We start from the raw sequence: 23,928 nt of genomic DNA on the forward strand, positions 1-23,928 counted from the left end.
GGCCGGTGGGGCAGCGGGGAGCGGTTACTTGGCGGCGGCCTTCTTCGCGTTCGTCACCGCGTCGGTCCAGCCCTGCTCCGGGCTGCGCTGGCCCAGCTCAACGGTGCGGACGGCGTTCTCCACCTCGGTGCGGACGGCCTGGTTCTTCGGGCCCATGTAGACCGGCTTCAGGCTCCTGGCGCCGGCGGCGAAGATCTGGCCCACCGGGGCGTCGGAGAAGTACGCGTTGGTGGCCCCGGCGATGGCCGGGTCGTCGAGCGCCTGCGGCGAGGACGGCAGCGGTCCCTTGGCCTTGAACGCGCCGATCTGGCCCTTGGCGCTGGTCAGGAACGTGGCCAGCTTGACCGCCTCGTCCCGGTGCTTGCTCTGCTTCGGTACGGCGAGGTAGGAGCCGCCCCAGTTGCCGCCGTCGCCGGGGACGCGGGCGATGTCCCACCTGCCCTTGGCCGCCGGGCCGGCGTGGCCCTCGATGACGCCGGTCATCCAGGCCGGACAGGCGATGGTGGCGAACTTGGCCTGCTTGAACGCGGAGACCCACTCCTCGGACCACGCGCCGTACTTGCCGGACAGGCCGGAGTCGATGATGTCCATGGTGGTGTCCCAGGCCTGCTTCACCGCCGGGTTGGTGTCGACCACCAGGTTGTCGCCGGTGTCGTAGTAGTGGTAGCCCGAGCTGTTGCCGGCGGTCTGGAGCACGATCGTGTTGAACGTGTTGGTGGCGGCGTCCAGGAACGACGCCCCGGTCTTCGCCGCGGTGAACCGCTCGCCGACGCGGACGTAGTCCTGCCAGGTCGGCCAGAGCGCCGACACGGCGTCCCGCTCGGTCGGCAGGCCGGCCTTGGCGAACAGGTCCTTGCGGTAGCACATCGCCATGCCGCCGACGTCGGTGCCGAGGCCGATGAGCTGCTTGCCGTCGGCGGTGAGGCCGGCGTTCCACTTCCAGTCGAGGAAGTTGCCCTTCAGTTCGGCCGCGCCGTGGTCGAGCAGGTTGACGAAGTTGCCCGGGTTGGCCTTGTACTCGACGAGCAGGCCCTCCTCGATGGCGACCACGTCACCGGCGCCCTTGCCGGCGGCGAGCCACTGGGTGAGCTTCGGCGAGTACTCGTCGAGGTTGCCGCCGGTGCCCCGCTCGACGATCTTCACGCCGGGGTTGGCGGCCATGTACTCCTTGTACAGCTCGTCGTAGCCGAACTGGCCGAACACGTCGACGGTCAGCGTGACCGTGCCGTCACCGGCGTCGTCGCCGTTCCCGCCGCAGGCGGTGGTGGCGAGCAGGGTGGTGGCGGTGAGAAAGGCGACCGCCGCGAGGCGGCGGCGCGAGGTGGCACCCATGTCTCGGACCCCTCTCAGGTCGGGTGGGTGGTGGTCGGTGGAAACTGAGAGAGCGCTCTCTCACAGCCTCGCCCGGCGCTGCGCCCACTGTCAAGAGAGCGCTCTCTCAACCCCGTGGCCCCACGCCGCAGGAAGCCGTACACGGCGAAAGAGTGGCCGTTCCGCGCGGAACAGCCACTCTTTCGGAGAAGGTCGCGCCCTACCGGACGGCGGAAGGTCAGCCCACGCGGAGGCCGTCCAGGAGGTGCCGGTCACCGGTGGCGGTCAGGGTGTCGAAGCTGACCCGGCCCCACAACGCCAGCAGCAGATCGCTCGCCGTGCCGACGACGTGGACGCGGGCGTGGTGGTCGTCGTGGTCGAAGATGGTCGCCGTGTCCAGCAGGGCGACGCCCTCGCCGCGCAGCCGCAGGAACCACTCCTGCGCCGCGTCCGGAGCCGACAGGTGCACCACCCCGTGCCAGGGCCCGCCCGGCCGGCGCCGCCCGGCGGGCAGCCACGTGTCCAGCACCTCGCTCACCCCGTCGGCCGCGAGCTTCGCCTCGATCGGCTCACCGGCGGCGATGGCGAGCTGGGCGTCCCAGCGGTGCACGGCCGTCTCGTGCGCCATCCGACGCGGCCAGAACCCGGCCTTCTTCGGCTGGGGAGCCCAGTTCCACGCCGGCGCCTCCGGGTCCAGCGTGTCGAAGCGGGCCATGAGCTGGTCGTACGCCTGCTGCCAGAGCTGGAGCGGAGTCTCGCCCGGCCCCGCCTCTACCGGCCGGGGACGATCGGCCGGCGCGGTGGTGCCGGGCGTCCCCGCGACGCCGTGCACCCAGCGGTAGATCCCGGCGAGGTGCAGCGTCAGGTCGGCCACCGTCCACCCGGGGCAGGACAGCACCGGCGTCTCGGGCGGCGCCTCCGCGACCGCCGCGGCGAACGCCCCGCCCTCCGCCCGGAGTGCCCCGATCCAGAAGTCCTTCGTGCCGTGCAGTCTGCTCATCGCCATCCTCCCGGGGGTGACCCGGCTACCAGTGGGTGCCGCGGCTACCCCTCAGCCTAGGGTGAGGGGCGTGTCAGACGTCCATACCCAGCCGACAACTGGCGCCGAACCGGACGCCGGGTGCCACCTGGCGCCGTACACGACACTGCGCCTGGGCGGCCTGGCCACCCGCGTGGTCACGGCCACCACCGCCGACGAGATCATCCACGCCGTCCGGGAAGCGGGGGAGCGGAACGAGAAGATCCTGATCCTCGCCGGAGGCAGCAACGTGGTGATCGGGGACGCCGGCTTCCCCGGAACCGTGGTGCTGGTCCGCTCCCGGGGCGTCCAGGTCGTCGCGGAGGACGCCGACACGGTGACCGTACGCGTCGAGGCCGGCGAGCCGTGGGACGACTTCGTCGCCACCACGGTGGCCAACGGCTGGTCCGGCCTCGAGTGCCTCTCCGGGATCCCCGGCTCCACCGGCGCCACCCCGATCCAGAACGTCGGCGCGTACGGGCAGGAAGTCGCCGAGACCGTCACCGGCGTGCAGGTCTACGACCGGGTCGCCGGCACCACCGACCGGATCGCCGCCGCCGACTGCGGCTTCATGTACCGGTCCAGCATCTTCAAGTACAGCGACCGGTGGGTGGTGCTGTCGGTCGACTTCCGGCTCGCGCGGTCGCCGCTGTCCGGCCCGGTCCGGTACGCCGAACTGGCCCGGGCGCTCGGCGTCGACGTCGGTGACCGGGTTCCGCTGGGTGACGCGCGGGCCACGGTGCTGCGGCTGCGGGCCGGCAAGGGCATGGTGCTCGACGCCGCCGACCCGGACACCTGGTCGGTCGGGTCGTTCTTCACCAACCCCGTGCTCGACCGGGCCGCGTACCAGCGCCTGCGGGAACGGGCCGCCGACATCGGGGAACCACCGTCCTGGCCCGGCGCGGGGGACACGGTGAAGGTCAGCGCGGCGTGGCTGATCGACAAGGCCGGCTACGGCAAGGGCCACCCCGGTCCGGACGGCGCCGTCACCATCTCCACCAAGCACACGCTGGCCCTGACCCACCGCAGCGGCACCGCCCGGACCGAGGACCTGGTGGCGCTGGCCCGCGATATCCGCGCCGGCGTGGAGTCCCGCTTCGGCGTGACCCTGCACCCGGAACCCGTCCTGGTGAACTGCGCCCTGTAACCCGTCAGCGCGGCGCTACGGCGTCCCAGGGCAGAGTCAACCGGCCGTGGCGCCAGTCGGCTGGCCGGTCGAGGACCGGCCAGCCGGCCTCGCGGACGGCGGTGACGGTCCTGAGCCAGCGTTGGCGGGGGCCGTAGGGGGCGAACGGGGCCGCCGACCGCCAGGCGGCCCCCAGGGCCGTGAGCAGGGCGTGCACGGGTTCGCCGGGCACGTTGCGGTGGATCAGCGCCTTCGGCAGGCGTTCGGCGAACTGGGCGGGACCCTCCAGGGTGGCCAGCTTCGCGGCCAGGGTCAGCGAACGCGGGCCGCCCGCGTCGAGCAGCACCCATGCGCCGAGCCGGCCCAGCTCATCGCAGGTCCCCTCGACCAGCCGGCCACCCGGGGCGAGCGCCCCGGTCATCGTCGCCCAGGCACCGGCGACCTCGCCCTCGTCGTACTGGCGCAGCACGTTGAACGCGCGGACCAGGGCGGGACGGAGCCCGGCCAGCTCGAAGCCGCCCCGGGCGAAGGCGAGCCACGGCGGGTCGGCGGCGGGCTGGGCGGCGGCCACGCGTACCGGATCGATCTCCAGCCCGACCACCCGCACGTCGGGGCGGACCGCGGCGGCCAGCCGGGCCCGCAGTTCGACGGCCGTGACCGGGGTGGCGCCGTAGCCGAGGTCCACGACCAGCGGGTCCTCGGCGGTCCGGAGAGCGTCCCCGCAGGCGTCGACGATCCAGTTGTCCACCCGGCGCAGCCGGTTGGGGTTGGTCGTCCCCCGGGTGACGACGCCCTGCGGCCGCCGCGCCGACCCTGCCATCAACCCACCCGGTGCACCTTGTGCTGGGCCGCCTGCGCCAGCGGGCGGACCACCAGCCGGTCCACGTTGACGTGGTGCGGGCGAGTGGCGCACCAGGCAATGCAGTCGGCCACGTCGTCGGCGACCAGCGGGTCGGGCACCCCGGCGTAGACGGCGGCCGCCCGGTCGGTGTCCCCGTCGAAGCGGACCAGCGAGAACTCGTCCGTCCGCACCATCCCGGGGTCGATCTCGACGACCCGGACCGGCCGGCCGCACAACTCCAGCCGCAGCGTGCCGGCGACGGCGGTCTGCGCGTGCTTGGCGGCCGCGTAGCCGCCCCCGCCCTCGTACACGGTGAAACCGGCGGTCGACGACACGACGACGATCGTCCCGGCGCCGGAGGACTCCAGGGCGGGCAGCAGCGCCTGGGTCACCCGCAGGGTGCCCAGCACGTTCACGTCGTACATCCACTGCCAGTCACCGGCCGAGCCGCTCTCCACCGGATCCAGGCCGCGCGCACCGCCGGCGTTGTTCACCAGCAGGGTGACCGGCCCGGGCGCCGCCGCGGCCGCCGCGGCGAGCCCGGCCACCGACTCGCCGGAGGTGACGTCGCAGGCCACCGCGGTGGCCGAGCCCCCGGCGGCCGCGATCTCCGCGACCAGGTCGGCGAGCCGGTCGGTACGACGCGCGGCGGCCAGCACGTGGAAACCCTCGGCGGCGAGGCGGCGGGCCGTTGCCGCACCGATCCCGCTGGACGCTCCGGTGACGACGGCGACTGAGGTCATCCGCTCATTCTCACCCCCGGCCGGGGCCGGTGGCGTGATGAGGTCCGTCACGCCCGGGGCCGCCGGGAGGCATTACCGATCCCCGATCGGGAAGATGACATCCGGCGTCGGGGTTGACCGAGAAGCGCCGGTCGTGCGGAACGGCAACAACCGTGACAGAGGGAGCGGGACGTGGCGGAACAGCACACCGGTGTCGGTCGTCAGCGAGGTGCCCGCCCGTGGCCGCGGCCCCGCCGCATCGCCACCCTCTCCGTGCACACCTCACCGCTGCACCAGCCGGGCACCGGCGACGCCGGCGGGATGAACGTCTACATCGTCGAGGTCGCCCGGCGGCTGGCCGAGGCGGACGTCGAAGTGGAGATCTTCACCCGGGCGACCTCCGGCGACCTGCCCCCCGTGGTCGAGATGGTGCCCGGCGTCCACGTCCGGCACATCACCTCCGGTCCCCTGGAGGGGCTGACCAAGGAGGAGCTGCCCGGCCAGCTCTGCGCGTTCACCGCCGGGGTGCTGCGCGCCGAGGCCTCCCGCCCACCGGGCCACTACGACCTCATCCACTCGCACTACTGGCTCTCCGGTCAGGTCGGCTGGCTCGCCAAGGAACGCTGGGGCGTGCCGCTCGTGCACAGCGCGCACACCCTCGCCAAGGTGAAGAACGCGCAGCTCGCGGTCGGGGACCGGCCGGAGCCCAAGGCCCGCGTCATCGGCGAGGAGCAGGTCGTCGCCGAGGCCGACCGCCTGGTCGCCAACACGAAGGTGGAGGCCGGCGACCTCATCGACCGGTACGACGCCGACCCGACCCGCGTCGCCGTCGTGGAGCCCGGCGTGGACCTGGCCCGCTTCCGGCCCGCCGCCGGTGACCGGGAGCGGGCCCGCGCGGACGCCCGCCGCCGGCTCGGCCTGCCCGCCGGCGGGTACGTGGTGGCGTTCGTCGGCCGGATCCAGCCGCTCAAGGCACCCGACGTGCTGATCCGCGCGGTGGCCGCCCTGCGGGAGCGGGAACCGGCGCTCGCCGACGAGATGACCGTGGTGATCTGCGGCGGCCCCAGCGGCAGCGGGCTCGACCGGCCGACCGCACTGATCGAGCTGGCCGCCTCGCTCGGCGTCACCGACCGGGTGCGCTTCCTGCCGCCGCGGACCGGTGACGCCCTGCCCGCCCTGTACCGGGCCGCCGACCTGGTGGCGGTGCCGTCGTACAACGAGAGCTTCGGGCTGGTGGCGCTGGAGGCGCAGGCCTGCGGCACGCCCGTCGTGGCGGCCGCGGTCGGCGGCCTGGTCACCGCCGTCCGCGACCAGGTGAGCGGCGTCCTCGTGAGCAGCCACGACCCGGTCGACTGGGCCCGTACGCTGGCGCGGCTGCTGCCGGACGCGGGCCGCCGGGCGGAGCTGGCCCGGGCCGCGGAACGGCACGCCCGCAACTTCTCCTGGGACCGCACCGTCGCCGGCCTGCTCGACGTCTACGGCGAGGCGATGTCCGAGCAGCGCGCCCGCCTGACGTCCGAGCTGGTCACCTGCTCCTGGTGAACCGGTGCCGCGCGGGGCGGTCGGGGCGACCGTAGAGTGGGTGCGATGAGCGGGAAGAGCGATCTCGGGGCGTTGATCGAGTCGGTCTGCGACGAGCGGGACCTGGCCTGGGAGTCCACCGGCCTGAACTCGTACGCGGTCACCCTGCCCGGCACCCACAAGCTCAAGACGGTCTGCAACCTGATCGTCGGCGAGCACGCCCTGCGGGTCGAAGCGTTCGTCATGCGCCAGCCGGACGAGCGCCGCGAGGAGCTCTGGGCGTGGCTGCTTCAGCGCAACGCCCGCATGTACGCGGTCTCCTTCTCCATCGACGCCGTCGGCGACGTCTACCTGACCGGCCGGGTCAACCCGGCGGGCGTCGACGCCGACGAGCTTGACCGGCTGCTCGGAGTGGTGCTGACGTACGCCGACGAGTCCTTCGACACGATGCTGGAGATCGGCTTCGGCACCTCGATCCGCAGGGAATGGGAGTGGCGGGTCAAGCGCGGCGAATCGACCGCGAACCTCGCCGCGTTCGCGCACCTCTTCGAACCCTCCGCCGCGAGCACTGGCCCGGTTGCCGCAGACAACGGCCCGGCCGCCGCGGGTACCGGCCCGGCCGCCGGAGGTTCGGACCGGTCCTGACGGGTATGCCGCACCGCGCGGTGCGGCACTTGGGACCCGCCGCGTGCCGAGGACGGACTGTCGAGGAGCGTGAGCGTCCCATGGCTCAGCGAAGCAGCTCAGGTCGCGGTGGGACTGCGACCCGGACCGGACGGCAGGCGGGGAACCAGACCCCGAACACACCGGACATCTCCGAGACCGCGATCTCCCGCATGAAGGTGGACGAGATCCGCGGGCAGTTGCGCCGGCACGGCGTGTCCGGCGTCTCCGCACTGCGCAAGCCGGAACTGGTGAAGACCCTGGCGAAGGCGTTGCGGTCGGCGCGGCGCGGTGGCGGGGCGGCCCGGACGAGCACCGGCCCCGCCGGCCGGGCGGCCGGCACGAAGGCGTCGGCGGGCCGCGCGGCGGCGACGAAGAAGGCGGCCGGGCGTACCGCGAAGGCGGCACCGGCCCGCGCGAAGGCCGTGCCCGCCAACAAGGCCGCGCCCGCGAAGAAGGCTGCGGTGAAGAGGGCCGCGGCTCGCAAGGCGGCGCCGGCGAAGAAGACGACGGCGGTGAAGAGGGCGGCACCGGCGAGGAAGGCGGTACCGGCGAAGAAGGCGGCGGCCGCGAGGAAGACGGCGGCGGCGAAGAAGGCGGCGCCCGCGAGGAAGACGGCGGCGGCGAAGAAGGCGCCACCGGCGAGGAAGACGGCGGCGGCGAAGAAGGCGCCACCGGCGAGGAAGACGGCGGCGGCGAAGAAGACGGCGCCCGCGAGGAAGACGGCGGCGGCGAAGAAGGCGGCACCGGCGAGGAAGACGGCGCCCGCGAGGAAGACGACGGCCGCGAAGAAGGCGCCACCGGCGAGGAAGACCACGGCGGCGAAGAAGACGGCGCCCGCGAGAAAGACCGCGGCGGCGAAGACCACGCCCGCGACGAAGGCGGCAGCGGCCCCGTCCGGCCGGGGTACGGGGGTGCGGACCGGGCGGACCACGTCCCGGTCGGTCCTGTCGTCGCAGGTCATCTCCTCGCCGGCCGACCGGCCCGAGCGACCCGGCCGCAGCCTGGTCACCACCAACCACGCCGTCATCCGACAGTGGGCCCAGCAGCGCAACGCGAGACCGGCCACGATCGCGGGCACCGAACGGGAGGGCCGCGCCGGCGTGCTGACGTTCAACATGCCGGGTTACCGCGAGAGCAGCCGGGTACGGGAGATCACGTGGGACGAGTGGTTCCAGACCTTCGACCAGCGGAAGCTGAACCTGATCTACCAGGAGCAGATGCGGGACGGCCGGCAGAGCAACTTCTTCCGGACCGAGTCACCCGATCGGGAAGACGCCTGAGGTGTTTGCGGGAATGAGTCACGGGTATGCGCTGTTGGCCACAGCAGGACCCGTGACAGCGGACACCCCGGGTGGGACACCGGTGCTGTGACCGGCGAGACAGCCGGTTCAGGTTGAATCCGCAATCCGGGCGAACTAACTTTATTGCACCGCGCTGCGCTCGGTTCCGTTCGGGGGAGCGGAGGATCGATCAGATCCGTGCAACGAGCGAGGCGCGGGGGACGGGTGGACCAGCACCGTTGGGGGACGGTGGCCACCTGTTTGGACCGGCGGCGCGAGCGGGTGCCGCTTACGGGGGTGAGTGCCGCCCGCCGCCGCCGGTCATACGCGCGAAACGCCCACCACGATGTCGTCGTGGTGGGCGTTTCGCGCGTGCGGGCAGCCGCGACGATCACCCCCTCGCGCCTGCCAAGATCCGGACAACTTCCGGGAAAGAGTGCCCTGCGAGCGCGTCGAGGCCACTCTTTCCCCGAAGTTGCGCCGCCAGGTTAGGGCGGCGGCGCGGGAGGGGCGGTCAGCGGTCCGTCGCCAGGGCGGGCTCGCGGCGGGCCGCCAGGGTCCGGCGCAGGGCGGCGACGCGGCGCTCGCGCGGCGGGCCGGCGAGCAGGTGACAGCCGGCGGCGAGCAGGCCCAGGGCGCCGACGATCAGCCAGTGCCGCTCGCCGAGGTACTGGAGGCTCACGCCGCCGAGGGTGGGCGCGACGAACGACGCCGCCGGGAACGCGAGGTAGAAGACCGACTGGTACCGGGCCCGCAGCTCGGGCGGGGCCAGGTCGGCGTTGATCTGCGCGTTGGGCGGGGCGGCGAGCATCTGGCCCACCGTCCAGACCACCGCCGCGGCCAGGTAGACCCAGAGGTCGTCGGCGACGGCGAGGGCCGCGAAACCCGCCGCCAGCAGCGCCGTCGAGACGGCCAGCACGTGGTCCTTGCGGTGCCGGTCGATCAGCCGGGGTACGAAGAGCTGCCCCACCACGATGAGCACCCCGCCGAGCGCCACCACGGCGCCGTACGCCGAGGGGCGCAGCCCGTCCGCCCGCATGGCGAGCGGCATGATCGTGGAGGTCTGCATGGTCAGCACGGCCAGCACGAAGGTCAGCCCGACGAAGGCCAGGAACACCCGGTCGGTCAGCGCCGTGTGCAGCCCCGGCCGCCGTACCCGCCCGGGCCGGTCCGCCCGCCTGAGTTGGTCCGCCCGCCCGAGATGATCCACCGGCCGGCGCGCGCGGCGGGCGTCCGGCAGCGTCTCGGGCACCTTCGCGGCGATCACCAGTGCCGCGATCAGGGTCGCCCCGGCGTCGACCAGGAAGAGCGCGAGGAAGCTCGCCTCGGCGAGGACGCCGGCGAGCAGCGACGCGACCGCCATGCCGAGGTTGAAGGCCCAGAACTGGAGGTTGAAGGCCCGCGACCGGCGCTCCTCGGGCACCACGTCGACGATGGCGGCGACGAAGGCGGGGCCGGGCATCGAGTGGGCCACCCCGACCAGGGCGCTGAGCACCGCGATGACCAGCAGGTGCCGGCTGAACGCGAGCGCGACCATCAGCGCGGTGGTCGCCAGGTGGGCGGCGAGCAGGGTGGCCCGCCGCCCCCAGCGGTCGGCGAGCACCCCGCCGAGCAGGACGCCGGCCGCTCCACCCAGCCCGTACGCCCCGACCACCGCTCCGGCCAGGCTCTCGCTCGCCCCGCGTGCCGCGGTGAGGTAGAGCGAGAGGAAGAGCATGGCGAAGGCGCCGGCGCGGTTGATCAGAAGGCCGGCCCAGAGGTACCAGAAGGTGGCGGGAAGCCCGCCGGCGGTGTCGTGCAGCCAGCGGCGCAGCACGTGCCCTCCGAACAGTTTGGTTTCCTGAGCGAACCGTTTCCGACCGTAGGAAGGTCAACCCGCCCGCGCCAGCGTGTCGCGCGTCACGCCTCAACCGGTGGTGACCGTGCTGGTGCGCGTACCCCCGTCGGCCGCGCCCGGGAGCGGAGCGGCCGGTGCGGTCGCCGCCGCCTCGGCCGCCTCCGGCGCGGGCGGGCGGAGCGCGACGGCCGGGACCACCGGCGCCGCCGTGCGGAGGGCGGTGGCGCGACGCTCACGGGCCGGCCCCGAGATCAGGTGCGCCACCGCCATCAGCCCACCGATCACAGCGCAGCCCAGCCACAGCGCGGTGTTGCCCGCCTGCTCCCGGACCAGGCCGCCGAGGATCGGCGCGACGGCACCGGCCACCTGCCAGGACAGCGAGAAGACGCCCTGGTAGCGGCCCCGCAGTTCGGTGGGGGAGAGTTCGGCGATCAGGGTGGCGTTGGACGGCGAGTTGAGCATTTCGCCGACGGTCCAGATCAGCACGGTCAGGCCGTAGAACCAGGCGGTCCCGGCGAACGCGGTCAGGCCGAACCCGACGCCCATCACCACCGCCGCCACGGCGAGCACGTGCGAGCGGCTGCGCCCCTTGATCAGCCGCGGGACGAAGAGTTGGCCCACCACGATCAGCACCCCGTTCAGGGCGATCACCGAGCCGTACGTGGCCGGGCTGAGACCCGAGTCGCCCATGGCGATCGGCAGCATCGAGATGTGCTGGAGGAACACCAGGGCACTGAAGAGGTTCAACGCTACGAAACCGAGGTAGACGCGATCGGCCAGGATGGTGCGCAGCGCCCCGACCGGTGCCGCCGGCCGTCCGGCGAGGGCCACCACCGGCCGGCGGGTCTCCCCGACCTTGAGGAAGATGATCATCGCGGTGACCAGGGTGGTGGCGGCGTCGACCACGAAGAGCAGCAGGTAGCCCGCCTCGGCCGCGACGCCGGCGAGTACGGCGGCGCAGGCGAAGCCGAGGTTGATCGCCCAGTAGTTCAGGGAGAACGCGCGCAGCCGGTCCTTCTCCGGAACGACGTCGATCATCATCGCGCCGAACGCGGGACGCGCCGCCTCGGCGAAGAGGCCGAGCAGGAGGGCGCCGAGCCCGACCGCCCACAGGTCCCGGGCGAAGCCGAGACCCAGCATCATGGTCGCGGCGCCGAGGTGGGCGGTGAGCAGGGTCGGGCGGCGGCCCCAGCGGTCCGTCAGGGTGCCGCCGACGGTGGTGCCGACCGCGCCGCCGACGCCCCAGAGGCCCAGCACCAGGCCGGCCTGGGAGGCGGAGAAGCCCCGCGCCTGCGTCAGGTAGATGGCGAGGAAGACCAGGACGAACGAGCCGAGCCGGTTGATCAGGGTGCCGGCCCACAGGTACCAGAAGGTCCGGGGCAGTCCGCCGGCCGTGTCCTGTAACCAACCCCGCATCGTCCGCACGTCGGCGCCCCCGTATTCGTAATGACCGGTGTCATCGCAGCGCCTTACAACCTAGTGTCGCCGCCGGGCGGTGGTCACCGGAATTTCCACGTGGTGGTCGTCACGACCCTTCGCGCGCGGGCCGGACGCCGGTGCGGCAGGATGATCGGCATGACTGCTAGCGATGGGCCCACCGTCGGGACGCTGGTCCTGCTGCGGCACGGCGAGAGCGACTGGAACGCGAAGAACCTCTTCACCGGCTGGGTCGACGTCGACCTGACCGCCAAGGGCGAGGCGGAGGCGCGCCGCGGCGGTGAGCTGCTGCGCGAGCACGACCTGCTGCCGGACGTGGTGCACACCAGCCTGCTGCGGCGGGCGATCCGCACCGCCGAGCTGGCGCTGAACACGGCCGACCGGCAGTGGATCGCCGTACGCCGGTCGTGGCGGCTCAACGAGCGCCACTACGGCGCCCTGCAGGGCAAGAACAAGAAGCAGACCCTCGACGAGTACGGCGAGGACCAGTTCATGCTGTGGCGCCGCTCGTACGACACGCCGCCGCCGCCCATCGCGGACGACGACGAGTGGTCGCAGGTCGGGGACCCGCGCTACAAGCTGCTGCCGCACGAGCTGATGCCGCGCACCGAGTGCCTGAAGGACGTCGTCGAGCGGATGCTGCCGTACTGGTACGACTCGATCGTGCCGGACATCCTGGCCGGTCGGACGGTGCTGGTGGCGGCGCACGGCAACTCGCTGCGCGCCCTGGTCAAGCACCTCGACCAGATCAGCGACGAGGAGATCGCCAAGGTGAACATCCCGACCGGGATCCCGCTGCGGTACGACCTCGACTCCGAGCTGCGACCGCACAAGCTGGGCGGCACCTACCTCGACCCGGAGGCGGCGAAGGCGGCCGCCGCCGCGGTGGCCAACCAGGGCCGCTGACGCGTTCGAGTGTTAACAAGGGCCCCCTCTACAACGCCAGGCGTTAGGAGGGGGCCCTTCCTTGCGCCTCAGGCGGAGGGTGTCGACTCGCCGGTGATCAGGTAGACGACGTGCTCGCCGGCGTTCACCGCGTGGTCGGCGAAGCGCTCGTAGAAGCGCCCCAGGAGGGTCGCGTCGATCGCGGTCTCCACCCCGTACGGCCAGTCGTCGCCGAGCAGCACGCCGAACAGGCCCTTGTGCAGGTCGTCCATGGCGTCGTCGTCGCGGTCCAGTTCGGCCGCCAGGTCGGCGTCGGGCTTGGCCAGCACGGTGGCGATCTTCGCGCCCATCCGGTCCGCGATGCCGGCCATGTCGGTGAAGATCGGCCGCAGCTCCGCCGGTACGGCCGGCGACGGGTGCCGCCGCAGCGCCGTCTTCGCCACGTGGTCGGCCAGGTCGCCCATGCGCTCGAGGTCGGCGGCGACGTGCAGCGCGGTGATCATCATCCGCAGGTCGGACGCGACCGGCGCCTGCCGGGCGAGCAGGTCGCACACCCGCTCCTCGACGTGGCGGTAGAGGTCGTCGATCTCCGCGTCCCCCTGGATCACCGTCTCCGCAGCCGCCCGGTCGGCGGTGAGCAGGGCCCGGGTGGCCTGCCGCATCGCGGCGCGGACCCCCTCCGCCATGTCCACCAGCAGCTGGCTGACGAGCTGCAGATCGGCCCGGAACTCCTCGCGCATGATCACGTCCTGTGGTCGGTGCCGCCGGCCGGTGCCGGCGGGGTGGCAGTCAGGTGCGCGGCCCACGGTAGGTCGGACGGGCGGACCGCAGATGAACCCAGGTGAACGACGCCGGACGCATCGGTGAACTTTCCCGGAAGCGAGGGGGGTTCGTCCCGTTCTGGGAGGTCGCCAGGTTAACAATGACCCTACGATCGCCGCGTGGAGTGGGCGGTGACGGTCGCGGTGGCCGTGGGCGTGGTGGCCGGGCTGGCGGCCGGGGTGCTGCTGTCCCGGCTCGTCCCGGCGCTGGGCGTCCGTGCCGCCTCGACGGGGAGCCGCTGGTCCGGCTTCCTCTGGAGCAGGGGGAGGCGCGCGATCGCCGAGGATCCGCAGTCCGGCCTCGGCCGCCGGACGATCGACTCCCTCCGGGCCGGTGTCGTCGTGCTCGACCCCGACGACGTGCCCGTCCTGGTCAACCCGGCGGCCCGCGCGATGGGGCTGCTCCGTACGGGCGCCTCGCCGGGTTCGATCGCCGCCCACCCGTTGATCCGTACGCTCGCCGGTCAGGTCCGGCGCACCGGCGTACGGCGCGAGATCGAGCTGGACCTGCCCCGGGGGCGCGACAACGCGGGGGAGAACCCGCTGGGCGTGCACCTGCGGGCGATGGGGCTCGGTGCCGGTTACATCGCGGTCGAGGCCGCCGACGTGACCGAGTCGCACCGCGTCGCCCGGGTCCGGCGCGACTTCGTGGCCAACGTGAGTCACGAGCTGAAGACCCCCATCGGTGCCCTGCAACTGCTGGCCGAGGCGCTGCTGGACGCCACCGAGCCCGGCGGCGAGGGGCAACCGGAGCTCTCCGAGGACCTGGTCGCGGCGCGCCGGTTCGCCGAGCGCATCCAGCACGAGTCCACCCGGCTGGGGCGGCTGGTGCAGGAGTTGCTGGAGCTGACCCGGCTCCAGGGCGCCGAGCCGCAGCCGGCTCCCGAGCCGGTCGCGGTGGACTGGGTGGTCGCCGAGGTCATCGACCGTACGCGGACCAGCGCCAGCTCCCGTCGGATCGACGTGGTGGTCGACGGCGAGCGGGGCCTGACCATGTACGGCAGCGACACCCAACTCGCCACGGCGGTGTCGAACCTGGTCGAGAACGCCATCAACTACTCGGGCGAGGACACCACCGTCCGCATCACCGCCCGGGCGGACGACGACCATGTCACGATCGCCGTCGCCGACCAGGGCATCGGCATCGCCCCGACCGACGTCGACCGGATCTTCGAGCGTTTCTACCGCGCCGACCAGGCCCGGTCCCGTGCCACCGGCGGCACCGGTCTCGGGCTCGCCATCGTCAAGCACATCGCCAGCAACCATGGCGGAAGGGTCGAGGTGTCGAGCACTCTTGGTGGGGGGTCGACGTTCACCCTCCGGCTGCCCGCCCGTCCACCGGACGACCTCCTGGCGACACTGCCCTCCGCTGGGATCGAGGCCGGTTCGGCCGAGCCCCGGCAGGTCTGACAGCAATGAAAGGAATCTTCCGTTGAGCCGCGTTCTGGTGGTGGAGGACGAGGAGTCGTTCTCGGACGCCCTGTCGTACATGCTCCGTAAGGAGGGCTTCGAGGTTTCCGTCGCCGCGACCGGCCCCTCCGCCCTCACCGAGTTCGACCGGACCGGCGCCGACATCGTGCTGCTCGACCTGATGCTGCCCGAGATGTCGGGCACCGAGGTGTGCCGCCAGCTCCGGCAGCGCTCGCACGTGCCGATCATCATGGTCACGGCCCGGGACAGCGAGATCGACAAGGTGGTCGGCCTGGAGATCGGCGCCGACGACTACGTCACCAAGCCGTACTCGCCGCGGGAGCTGGTCGCCCGCATTCGGGCGGTGCTGCGCCGGCAGAGCGCCGAGGCGACCGAGTCGGGGGCGCCGACGCTGGCCGCCGGCCCGGTCCGGATGGACATCGAGCGGCACGTGGTGACCGTCGACGGCGGTGCCGTGCAGCTGCCGCTCAAGGAGTTCGAGCTGCTGGAGCTGCTGCTGCGCAACGCCGGCCGGGTGCTCACCCGGGGCCAGCTCATCGACCGGGTCTGGGGAGCCGACTACGTCGGCGACACGAAGACCCTGGACGTGCACGTCAAGCGGCTGCGCTCCAAGATCGAGCCGGAGCCGTCCGCTCCGCGCTACATCGTCACGGTCCGCGGCCTGGGCTACAAGTTCGAGCCGTGACCTGACGGACCCGGAACGGGGGCCCGCGCCGATCGCGCGGGCCCCCGTTCCGTCAGCGGACGGGCTCACCTCGAAGACCGAGTGCCCAGCGCAGTCAGAACAGCTTGCGCAGGGCGGCGGCGATGTCGTCGACCTCCGTCAGGCGACTTTCCGTGACGCTAATGACCAGGTCGTATGCCACGTCCTGGTCAACCCCGTCCAGTTGGGCGACGGTCACGACGCGGTTCTGGAGCAGGAAGGTGATCGCCACGATCCAGCCGATCCGCTTGTTGCCGTCCAGGAACGGGTGGTTGTTGACCAGCGAGTGCAGCAGCGACGCCGCCTTGGTCCAGAGGTCGGGGTAGGCGTCGGCGCCGAACACGCTCGTCTGTGGTCGCGCGACGGCCGATTCGACGAGGCCCACGTCCCGGACGCCGACACCCAGCTTTCGAGCTATCCCGGCAACGTCGGCGAGAGTGGGGTAGTACGTCTCCGTCATCACTCGGCCAGGCGGGCCAGGAGAGTGGCGTGGCGCTCGATGACCTCGTCGGCGAGGTCGCTGAACTGTCGAGCGTTTCGCCGGGCGAGGTAGTCGTCGATCGCGGTCACGACGACGGCGTGCATCGACCGATCCTCCTCGTCGGCTACGAGACGGAGTTGACGTTCGCGATCGTCGTCCAGCCGGAGCGTCATGGCCATGACCAAGATGGTAGCAAGAGTGCTACCAAGATCATGTCGCCTGGGTCAGGTCGGGTCGGCCGGGTGGGGGGCGACGAGGCCCTGGCGCAGCCGGGCCGCGCACAGCTCGGCGAGCCTGGCGTACGCGGCGGCGCCGATCAGGGCGGTCAGCTCCGGACCGTACGAGACGTACATCGGCTCGGTGCCGACGTGCGCGTCGGTCGACGAGGTGCACCACCAGTCCAGGTCGTGCCCACCGGCGCCCCAGCCCCGGCGGTCGAACTCCCCCAGCGTGGACACCAGCACCTTGGTGTTGTCCGTCCGCTTGACCCACTCCTGGTCCCGGCGGATCGGCAGCTGCCAGCAGACGTCCGGCTTGTACTCCAGCGGGTGCACCCCGTCCCGCAGCGCCTGCGCGTGCAGGGCGCAGCCGCCCCCAGCCGGGAAGTCGGCGTCGTTGAGGAAGACGCACGGGCCGTCCGCGTCCCGGGTGGCCGTCCGGCGGGCCGGCGTCTTGCCGTCGACGGTGTCGTCGGCGGTCCAGTTCTTGAAGCCCCGCCGGTGGTGCTGCCAGGTCTCCGGCGTCAGCCGCTTCACCGCGGCGCGGACCCGCTTCTCGTCGTCCGAGTCGGTGAAGAACGCGCCGTGCGAGCAGCAGCCGTCCGCGGCCCGGCCGGCGATGATGCCGTGGCAGCCGCGACCGAAGACGCACGTCCAGCGGGACAGCAGCCACGTCAGGTCGGCCCGGACCACGTGCTTCTCGTCGGCCGGGTCGACGAACTCGATCCACTCGCGGGGGAAGTCCAGCGGGACCTCGCGGCTGCGGGGGTCGGCCGGGTCGTCCACCAGCACGTGGAGCTCGATCTGCCCTGTCACCCGGCCCAGCGTACGCGCGGAGTCGCGGCCGGGCCGGCGAGCCGGGCGAACGTGTTGGCCCTAGTGTTCTCATCATGCGACTGGGTGTCCTCGACGTCGGGTCCAACACGGTGCACCTCCTGGTGGTCGACGCCCACCGGGGCGCCCACCCCTGGCCGGCGCACTCCGAGAAGGCGGTGCTGCGCCTGGCCGAGCAGATCGGCCCGGACGGCGCGCTCACCGACGCCGGCGCGGACGCCCTGGTGAAGGCGGTCGCCACGGCGAAGGAGGCCGCGGCGGGGCTGGACGCCGACGACCTGATGGCATTCGCCACCTCGGCGGTCCGCGACGCCACCAACTCCTCCGAGGTGCTGGCCCGGGTCCGCGACGAGACCGGCGTACGCCTGGAGGTCCTCTCCGGTGCGGACGAGGCCCGGATGACCTTCCTCGCGGTGCGGCGCTGGTTCGGCTGGTCCGCGGGGCGCCTGCTGGTGCTGGACATCGGCGGCGGTTCGCTGGAGATCGCGGCCGGCATCGACGAGGAGCCGGACGCCGCCGTCTCGCTGCCGCTGGGGGCCGGCCGGCTCACCCGCGACCGCCTGCGGGTCTCCCCGGACAGCGCCGCGCCGCCGTCGGCCGAGCTGGTGGAGGAGCTGCGGGCGTACGTGGACGGCCGGCTCGACAAGGTGGTCGAGCAGCTGACCGAGGTGGGCTGGGATCGGCCGGTCGCCACCTCCAAGACCTTCCGTACGCTGGCCCGGCTCGCCGGGGCGGCCCCCTCCGGAGCGGGGTTGTGGGTCCGCCGCCAACTGACCCGCTCCGGGTTGCGGCAGGTGCTCGGCTTCATCCGGCACATCCCCCCGGCGCAGCTCGTCGAGCTGGAGGGGGTCAGTGTGGGCCGCGCCCACCAGCTCCTCGCCGGCGCGGTCGTCGCCGAGGCGGTGATGCGCCGCCTCGACGTCGACGCCTTGGACGTCTGCCCCTGGGCGCTGCGGGAGGGCGTCATCCTGCGCCGGCTGGATCAGCTCGCGCCGATGTGACGTGCGCGGAGCCGCTGCGGAGTTTGCGGACACTCGTCCTGAAGGTCCCATCGACGCCCGCTACCCTCGACGGTGTGACTTCCCGCGTCCCGGTGCTCCTGTCCACGTCGTCGGTCTTCCCCGAGCGGACGGCGGCGGCGTTCCAGCTCGCCGCGGCGCTCGGCTACGACGGCGTCGAGGTCATGGTCTGGACGGACGCCGTGAGTCAGGACGCCGGGGCGCTCGCCGGGCTCGCCAAGCACTACGGCGTGCCGGTGCTCTCCGTCCACGCCCCGTGCCTGCTGGTCACCCAGCGCGTGTGGAGCGCCGACCCGTGGGAGCGGCTGCGACGCTCCGGTGAGCTGGCCGAGACCCTCGGCGCCCCGACGGTGGTGGTGCACCCGCCGTTCACCTGGCAGCGGGAGTACGCGCGCACCTTCGCCGAGGGCCTGCACGAGGTGACCGAGCGGTTCGGCGGGCTGCGGTTCCCGGTGGAGAACATGTACCCGGTCCGGATGGCCGGCCGGCAGTTCGTCCCGTACGTGCCCGGCTGGGACCCGACCGAGACCGGCTACCCGTCGTACACCCTCGACCTGTCCCACTGCGCCGCCTCGCACACCGACTCGCTGGAGATGGCGGACCGGATGGGCGCCGGCCTGGCGCACGTCCACCTGGGCGACGGCACCGGCGAGGGACGCGACGAGCACCTGGTGCCGGGCCGGGGCACCCAGCCGTGCGCCGAGCTGCTGCGGTCCCTGGCCGGCCGGAACTTCACCGGCTCGGTGGCGGTGGAGGTGTCGACCCGGGGGGCGAAGAGCCGCGCCGACCGCGAGGCCGACCTGCGGGCCGCGCTCGAGTTCGCCCGGCAGCACCTCGGCACCCCGTCCCCGGTCGACGCCTGAGCGTCGACCAGCCCGGCCGGCGGTTGCCGGCCGGACGGGACGTCGAGGTCAGCTGACCGGCGTCAGGGAGTCGGCCGGGGCGGTGGGCTGGGCCGCCACCGGGACCTGCTCGCCGACCGCCGCCCGCTTCCGGGCGCGGTGCGCGGCCACGTGGGAGCGGGTGGCGCAGCGCTCGGAGCAGAACCGCCGGCAGCAGTTCGACGAGGTGTCCAGGTAGACGTTGCCGCAGCGCTCGTCGGCGCACACCCCGAACCGGGCGCTGCCGTACTCGCAGAGCCAGACCGACAGGCCCCAGACGGCACCGGCCAGGTACTCCGCGCTCACCGAGGCGCCGCGGCTGGTGACGTGCATGTGCCAGTCGCTGGAGTCGTGGCCGGAGATGCGGGGCTGCACCGGGTACGCCTCGAGGAGCGTGTTCAGTTCGGCCACCGCCTGGGCGTCCCGCCCGGAGGTGCCGTACTCGAAGACGTCGCGCAGGCGCTTCTGCGCCCGCCGGAAGATCGCGAGGTCCCGCTCCGACACCTCGTCGCGCATCCACGCGTTGTCGTCGGGGAAGAGGGCCCGCAGGGCGTCGAGGTCGTCCAGCCGCGCGTTGACGAGATCAACGCCGGTCCGGGCGTACGCGTCGAAGTTCACCCCACCAACGGTAGACGACTCACGAGCCGCGTGGCGCGTCGATGTAGCGCGGCAGGAGCCACGCGTAGCCGTCGGTGATCAGACTCGCAGGTGCAAGGAAGGGCCCCCTCTTATCGCTTCGTGAGGTGGAAGGGACCCTTGTTAACGCCGCCGTGGGTGCCCCGCCACACCCCCGGCCGCCGACCGGCGCGGCTCGCCGTGCTGGCGTTACGCTCAGCTCATGCTCCGTTCCGTCATCCTCGCCGCTTCCCGGTCATCCCAGGTCGAGCGGCTTGTCGCGACGGCCCCGTTCACCCGGGACGTCGTACGCCGGTTCGTCGCCGGCGCCAAGACCGACGACGCGTTGCGCGCGACCCGCGTACTCGTCGACGACGGTCTCGCGGTCACCCTCGACAACCTCGGCGAGGACACCGTCACCCCCGAGCAGGCGAACGCCACCCGGGACGAGTACCTGAAGCTGCTGGGGATGCTCTCCGCCGCCGGCCTCACCCCGGCCGCCGAGGTGAGCGTCAAGCTCTCCGCGCTGGGCCAGATGTTCGACGAGCAGCTCGCGTACGACAACGCGCGGGCGATCTGCGCGGCGGCCGACGCGGCGGGCACCACGGTCACCCTGGACATGGAGGACCACACCACCACCGACTCGACGCTGGACATCCTCGCCAAGCTGCGCAAGGACTACCCGTCGACCGGGGCGGTGCTCCAGGCGTACCTGCGGCGCACCGAGTCGGACTGCCGCGAGCTGGCCGGCGCCGGCTCCCGGGTGCGGCTGTGCAAGGGCGCGTACAAGGAGCCCGAGTCGGTGGCCTACCAGTCCGTTCGCGAGGTGGACAAGTCGTACGTCCGCTGCCTGAACATCCTGATGTCCGGTGACGGGTACCCGATGCTCGCCACCCACGATCCCCGGCTGATCGCGATCGGTGAGGACCGGGCCCGTTGGTTCGACCGCGGCCCGGAGCGGTTCGAGTTCCAGATGCTGTACGGCATCCGGCCCGAGGAGCAGAAGCGTCTCGTCGGCGAGGGCTACACCGTGCGCACCTACGTCCCCTACGGCGACGAGTGGTACGGCTACCTCATGCGCCGTCTCGCCGAGCGCCCCGCCAACCTGGCGTTCTTCGCCCGCGCCCTGGCGTCGAAGAAGTAGCGTCGCGACACCATCGACGGGCCGGTGGTGACCTCCTGGTCGCCACCGGCCCGTCCGTCTTTTCCGAGGGTCGCTTGACGGGCGGTGGTTAATGGCATTAGCCTTCTAGCTATGACTGTTAGCTTTGTGGGGCGCCCGGGCGGACGGATCGCGTACGAGGTGCACGGGCAGGGCCCGCTGGTCGTGCTCTCGCACGGCATGGGGGAAAATCGCGGCGCGTTCCGGCACCTCGTGCCGCTGCTGGTCGAGGCGGGCTACCGGGTGGCGGCCGCGGACGTGCGCGGGCACGGCGCGTCCAGCACCGGCTGGCCCACGTACGCCCCCGCCGAGGTCGGCGCCGACCTCCTCGCGGTCGTCCGCGACCTCGGCGGCGGACCGGCCACCCTGGTCGGCAGCTCGTCCAGCGCGGCGGCCGTGGTCTTCGCCGCCACCGACGCCCCGGAGCTGGTCAACGGCATCGTGCAGATCGGCGCGTTCGTCGGTGAGGCCAAGCTGAACCCGGTGCTGCGGCTGGCCCAGTTCGCGGTGCTGCGCAGCCCGCGGCTGTTCGGCGCGTTCCACCGCACGCTCTTCCCCGTGCGCCGGCCGGCCGACGACACCGCGTACCGGAAGGCGATGGTGGCCACGCTTCGCGAGCCCGGCCGGATGGCCGCGACCCGCGGCGTCATCGTGCCCGTCGAGCCGCACTGGACCGCCCGGGCGCCGCAGGTCCGGCAACCCGTGCTGGTGCTGATGGGGACCAGGGACCCCGACTTCCCCGACCCGGGCGCGGAGGCGCGCGCCGCCCGCCGGCTCTTCGCCACCGCCGAGGCGCGGATGATCGACGACGCCGGCCACTACCCGCACGCCGACAGCCCGCAGGCGACCGCCGCCCCGCTCGTCGAGTTCCTGGCGGTGACCGCCGGTGCCTAGGGCCGGCCTCACCCCGGACACCGTCGTGCGGGAGGCGGCCCGGCTCGCCGACGAGGTCGGCCACGACCGGCTCACCCTCGCCGCCCTGGCCACCCGGCTCGGCGTCGCGCTGCCGAGCCTCTACAAGCACGTCCGGGGCGCCGACGCGCTCGCCCAGCGCCTCTCCGCGCTGGCCACCGCCGAACTCGCCGACGAGATGACCGCGGCCGCCGCCGGGCACGCCGGCGCCGACGCGCTCCGCGCGGTCGCCACCGCCTACCGCGCGTACGCCCGCCGGCACCCCGGCCGCTATCCGGCGGCCCAGCGGGTGCCCGACCCGGCGGATCCGGAGCACCGGGCCGCGGGGGAGCGCGCGGTCGGCGTCGTCTACGCCGTCCTCCGGGGGTACGGGGTGACCGGCGAGCCGGCCGTCGACGCCGTACGCATGTTCCGCAGCGCCGTGCACGGCTTCGTGTCCCTGGAGGCGGCGGGCGGGTTCGGGCTGCCGCAGGACGTGGACCGCTCGTTCGAGCGGCTGCTCGACGGTCTCGACGCCGCATTCCGCTCCTGGCCGACGCGCTGACCCGTCTCGCGCTGCCCTCGGTGGGAGCCGGTGGCCGGTGTGGGGCGTCCTCGGCGTCACACCTTCTGCCCGTTCCCTTTGCTCTGCTTCAACCAACGCAATGGGATCCGCCGGAACCTGTTGCGCGGGTTGAAGCAGAGCAAAGGCGGCGAGGGAGGGTCGCCCGGGCGGGGGTGAGACATGCTCGCGGGGCCGGCTGACGGGGCCGTACCCTTCGGCGGTGACTGAGGGCACACCCGTGACCGACGGCGCGGCGGCGGCCGTGCCGGATGCGGCATGCCAAGGCAACGCCGGGTCGGGAGAACCCGACCCGCCGCAACCCGCCTTCCGGGTGCCGGCCCCGCCCGGGGAGGGCGCGGCCGGGGACGGCGCGGAGCGGGCGCCGGTGGCCGTACCCCTGACGTCACCGCGCCGGTCGCGCCGCTGGGCGCTGTGGACGGCGCTGGCGGCCGTGGTGGTGCTGCTGGCCTGCGGCCTGCCGGTGGCGCTGGTGGCCGATGGGCGGGGCAGCAACGTGCCCGCCGTGGCGGCCGTCGACCCGGCGACCGTCGTCGCCCGCCAGTTCGCCGAGCGGGTCGACGCGCAGCTCGACCGCCAGTCGGCCGCCCTGCTCCGCGGCGACCGGGCGGGTTGGCTGGCCGTCGCCGAGCCGGCCGTCCAGGCCGAGTTGCGGCGTCGCTTCGCCGCGCTGCGGGCGCTGCGGGTCACCGGTTGGCAGGCCCGGCCGGACGGCCTGCCGACGCCGGTCGAGGGCCGGCCGGGCGAGTGGCGGGTGATGGTCGAGTTCCGGTACTGCTTCGCCGTGCCGGACTGCCGGACCAGCCCGGTGCTGGCCGCCACCCGCTGGCGGGACGCCGCGCAACCCCGGCTGCTCGCCGTCGAGCCCTCCGCGTCGAGGTCGGCCGGCACTCGGCCGTGGGAGGTCAGCGACCTGGTCGTGGCGGTCGGCGAGCGTACCGTCGTCGCCACCACGCCGGCGCAGCGTAAGCGGTTGCCCGACCTGTTGGCGCGGGCCGAAGCAGCCGCCCGGATCGCCGACACCTACGCCGTCGACGGGCGGACGCCGGACCGGTACCGGATCTTCCACGCGGGGCGCGCCGAGTGGAAGCGCTGGTACGGCGGCGGCCGGGCCGGTTGGACGGCGGGGTACGCGGTCACCGTCGGTGGCGGCCACCACGAGGTCGTGCTGAACGCCGACAGCGCCACCGAGACCGGACTCGACGACCTGCTCCGCCACGAGCTGACCCACGCCGCCACCATGCCCGAGGCCGGCTATCCGGGCGCGCGGACGTGGTGGCTGGTCGAGGGGGTGGCCGAGTACGCGGGCGTCGACGGCCGGCCGGTCGACCGGTACGACGGGCTGGCGGACGTCCGGCGGCTGGTCACCGGGGACTGGTCCGGGCGGCTCGACCGCCTCGCGCCGGCTCACAACGCACCGGCCGACCGGGTCTCCGGCAGCTACGGGCTCGCCTACCTGGCGGTCCAGCACCTGGTGGACCGGTTCGGCATCGAGCGGTTGCTCGCATTCTTCCGGGTGGTGGCGCACGAGGGACGGTCGCTCGACGAGGCCGCCGACGAGGTGTTCGACACCCCCTGGAGCGTCCTGCACGACGAGTGCGTCGGGTACGCCCGCTCCGTCACCTGAACCGCATCGTCGTCCGTC

Annotated in this window: 24 protein-coding genes; 13 read left to right on the forward strand and 11 right to left on the reverse strand. The window is 73.2% G+C overall.

Features of this window, described 5'->3' with window-relative positions; translation table 11 throughout:
* Positions 1-24 precede the first annotated feature (24 nt).
* Positions 25-1,332, reverse strand: coding sequence for an extracellular solute-binding protein (locus GKC29_RS07255; protein WP_155330092.1), 1,308 nt, complete (start codon positions 1,330-1,332; stop codon positions 25-27).
* 217 nt (positions 1,333-1,549) lie between these two features.
* Positions 1,550-2,311, reverse strand: coding sequence for a maleylpyruvate isomerase family mycothiol-dependent enzyme (locus tag GKC29_RS07260; protein ID WP_155330093.1), 762 nt, complete (start codon positions 2,309-2,311; stop codon positions 1,550-1,552).
* A gap of 70 nt (positions 2,312-2,381) precedes the next feature.
* On the opposite strand from GKC29_RS07260, the gene GKC29_RS07265 reads away from it, so the two are divergent.
* Entirely contained in the window at positions 2,382-3,476 is a 1,095-nt protein-coding gene (locus GKC29_RS07265; RefSeq protein WP_155330094.1) for a UDP-N-acetylmuramate dehydrogenase, read from the forward strand.
* 4 nt (positions 3,477-3,480) lie between these two features.
* Here the strand turns inward: GKC29_RS07265 and GKC29_RS07270 are convergent, their stop codons facing one another.
* Positions 3,481-4,275 (reverse strand): class I SAM-dependent methyltransferase, encoded by a 795-nt coding sequence (locus tag GKC29_RS07270; protein ID WP_155330095.1) that lies wholly within the window; start codon positions 4,273-4,275, stop codon positions 3,481-3,483.
* Positions 4,275-5,039 (reverse strand): SDR family NAD(P)-dependent oxidoreductase, encoded by a 765-nt coding sequence (locus GKC29_RS07275; protein WP_155330096.1) that lies wholly within the window; start codon positions 5,037-5,039, stop codon positions 4,275-4,277. The genes GKC29_RS07270 and GKC29_RS07275 overlap by 1 nt, the downstream gene beginning before the upstream one ends.
* A 171-nt stretch (positions 5,040-5,210) precedes the next feature.
* On the opposite strand from GKC29_RS07275, the gene mshA reads away from it, so the two are divergent.
* The 3 genes from mshA to GKC29_RS29850 all read left to right on the forward strand — a co-directional run bounded on the left by mshA (position 5,211) and on the right by GKC29_RS29850 (position 8,485).
* Entirely contained in the window at positions 5,211-6,560 is a 1,350-nt protein-coding gene (mshA, locus tag GKC29_RS07280) for a D-inositol-3-phosphate glycosyltransferase (protein WP_155330097.1), read from the forward strand.
* A gap of 45 nt (positions 6,561-6,605) precedes the next feature.
* On the forward strand, positions 6,606-7,184 hold the full coding sequence (locus GKC29_RS07285; RefSeq protein WP_155330098.1) for a YbjN domain-containing protein: 579 nt from the start codon (positions 6,606-6,608) through the stop codon (positions 7,182-7,184).
* A 482-nt stretch (positions 7,185-7,666) separates the two neighbouring features.
* Positions 7,667-8,485 carry a hypothetical protein gene (locus GKC29_RS29850; protein ID WP_370463354.1) on the forward strand — a complete coding sequence of 273 codons (819 nt, stop codon included), beginning with the start codon at positions 7,667-7,669 and terminating at the stop codon, positions 8,483-8,485.
* 514 nt (positions 8,486-8,999) lie between these two features.
* On the opposite strand, the gene GKC29_RS07295 is transcribed toward GKC29_RS29850, so the two are convergent.
* Together GKC29_RS07295 and GKC29_RS07300 are read right to left on the reverse strand one after the other, a co-directional pair.
* Entirely contained in the window at positions 9,000-10,298 is a 1,299-nt protein-coding gene (locus GKC29_RS07295) for an MFS transporter (protein WP_155334022.1), read from the reverse strand.
* A gap of 93 nt (positions 10,299-10,391) precedes the next feature.
* Complete coding sequence (locus GKC29_RS07300) at positions 10,392-11,747, reverse strand: MFS transporter (protein ID WP_155330100.1); 1,356 nt, start codon at positions 11,745-11,747, stop codon at positions 10,392-10,394.
* 150 nt (positions 11,748-11,897) lie between these two features.
* Between GKC29_RS07300 and GKC29_RS07305 the strand changes: the two genes are divergently transcribed.
* The gene (locus tag GKC29_RS07305) at positions 11,898-12,665 is read left to right on the forward strand and encodes a phosphoglyceromutase (RefSeq protein ID WP_155330101.1); all 768 of its coding nucleotides are present in this window, start codon (positions 11,898-11,900) and stop codon (positions 12,663-12,665) included.
* A gap of 68 nt (positions 12,666-12,733) precedes the next feature.
* Here the strand turns inward: GKC29_RS07305 and phoU are convergent, their stop codons facing one another.
* A complete protein-coding gene (phoU, locus tag GKC29_RS07310; protein WP_155330102.1) occupies positions 12,734-13,384 on the reverse strand; it encodes a phosphate signaling complex protein PhoU in 651 nt (216 codons plus the stop codon).
* 201 nt (positions 13,385-13,585) lie between these two features.
* Between phoU and GKC29_RS07315 the strand changes: the two genes are divergently transcribed.
* Positions 13,586-14,875, forward strand: a complete 1,290-nt coding sequence (locus GKC29_RS07315; RefSeq protein ID WP_155330103.1) for a cell wall metabolism sensor histidine kinase WalK — start codon at positions 13,586-13,588, stop codon at positions 14,873-14,875.
* A gap of 22 nt (positions 14,876-14,897) precedes the next feature.
* Positions 14,898-15,581, forward strand: coding sequence for a response regulator transcription factor (locus GKC29_RS07320; protein ID WP_155330104.1), 684 nt, complete (start codon positions 14,898-14,900; stop codon positions 15,579-15,581).
* A gap of 94 nt (positions 15,582-15,675) precedes the next feature.
* Here GKC29_RS07320 and GKC29_RS07325 read toward each other — a convergent pair whose 3' ends face one another.
* From GKC29_RS07325 to GKC29_RS07335, 3 genes are read right to left on the reverse strand one after another with little or no spacing between them, the layout of a single operon-like run.
* On the reverse strand, positions 15,676-16,059 hold the full coding sequence (locus GKC29_RS07325) for a type II toxin-antitoxin system death-on-curing family toxin (protein WP_155334023.1): 384 nt from the start codon (positions 16,057-16,059) through the stop codon (positions 15,676-15,678).
* Complete coding sequence (locus GKC29_RS07330; protein WP_155330105.1) at positions 16,059-16,259, reverse strand: CopG family transcriptional regulator; 201 nt, start codon at positions 16,257-16,259, stop codon at positions 16,059-16,061. The genes GKC29_RS07325 and GKC29_RS07330 overlap by 1 nt, the downstream gene beginning before the upstream one ends.
* A 45-nt stretch (positions 16,260-16,304) precedes the next feature.
* The gene (locus tag GKC29_RS07335) at positions 16,305-17,114 is read right to left on the reverse strand and encodes a hypothetical protein (protein WP_155330106.1); all 810 of its coding nucleotides are present in this window, start codon (positions 17,112-17,114) and stop codon (positions 16,305-16,307) included.
* A 74-nt stretch (positions 17,115-17,188) separates the two neighbouring features.
* Here GKC29_RS07335 and GKC29_RS07340 point away from each other — a divergent pair, with 74 nt between their 5' ends.
* Together GKC29_RS07340 and GKC29_RS07345 are read left to right on the forward strand one after the other, a co-directional pair.
* A complete protein-coding gene (locus tag GKC29_RS07340; RefSeq protein ID WP_155330107.1) occupies positions 17,189-18,133 on the forward strand; it encodes a Ppx/GppA phosphatase family protein in 945 nt (314 codons plus the stop codon).
* A 74-nt stretch (positions 18,134-18,207) separates the two neighbouring features.
* Positions 18,208-19,014, forward strand: a complete 807-nt coding sequence (locus GKC29_RS07345) for a sugar phosphate isomerase/epimerase (RefSeq protein ID WP_155330108.1) — start codon at positions 18,208-18,210, stop codon at positions 19,012-19,014.
* Between the two features lie 48 nt (positions 19,015-19,062).
* On the opposite strand, the gene GKC29_RS07350 is transcribed toward GKC29_RS07345, so the two are convergent.
* Entirely contained in the window at positions 19,063-19,650 is a 588-nt protein-coding gene (locus GKC29_RS07350) for a CGNR zinc finger domain-containing protein (protein ID WP_155330109.1), read from the reverse strand.
* 220 nt (positions 19,651-19,870) lie between these two features.
* On the opposite strand from GKC29_RS07350, the gene GKC29_RS07355 reads away from it, so the two are divergent.
* From GKC29_RS07355 to GKC29_RS07370, 4 genes are all read left to right on the forward strand, one after another.
* The gene (locus GKC29_RS07355; protein WP_155330110.1) at positions 19,871-20,791 is read left to right on the forward strand and encodes a proline dehydrogenase family protein; all 921 of its coding nucleotides are present in this window, start codon (positions 19,871-19,873) and stop codon (positions 20,789-20,791) included.
* 111 nt (positions 20,792-20,902) lie between these two features.
* A complete protein-coding gene (locus tag GKC29_RS07360; protein WP_155330111.1) occupies positions 20,903-21,703 on the forward strand; it encodes an alpha/beta fold hydrolase in 801 nt (266 codons plus the stop codon).
* Complete coding sequence (locus tag GKC29_RS07365) at positions 21,696-22,265, forward strand: TetR/AcrR family transcriptional regulator (protein ID WP_155330112.1); 570 nt, start codon at positions 21,696-21,698, stop codon at positions 22,263-22,265. Before GKC29_RS07360 ends, GKC29_RS07365 begins: the two co-directional genes overlap by 8 nt.
* Before the next feature lie 220 nt (positions 22,266-22,485).
* On the forward strand, positions 22,486-23,910 hold the full coding sequence (locus GKC29_RS07370; protein ID WP_230688948.1) for a hypothetical protein: 1,425 nt from the start codon (positions 22,486-22,488) through the stop codon (positions 23,908-23,910).
* Positions 23,911-23,928 lie beyond the last annotated feature (18 nt).

The sequence above is a fragment of the Micromonospora sp. WMMC415 genome (assembly GCF_009707425.1).
Classification (GTDB): Bacteria; Actinomycetota; Actinomycetes; order Mycobacteriales; family Micromonosporaceae; genus Micromonospora.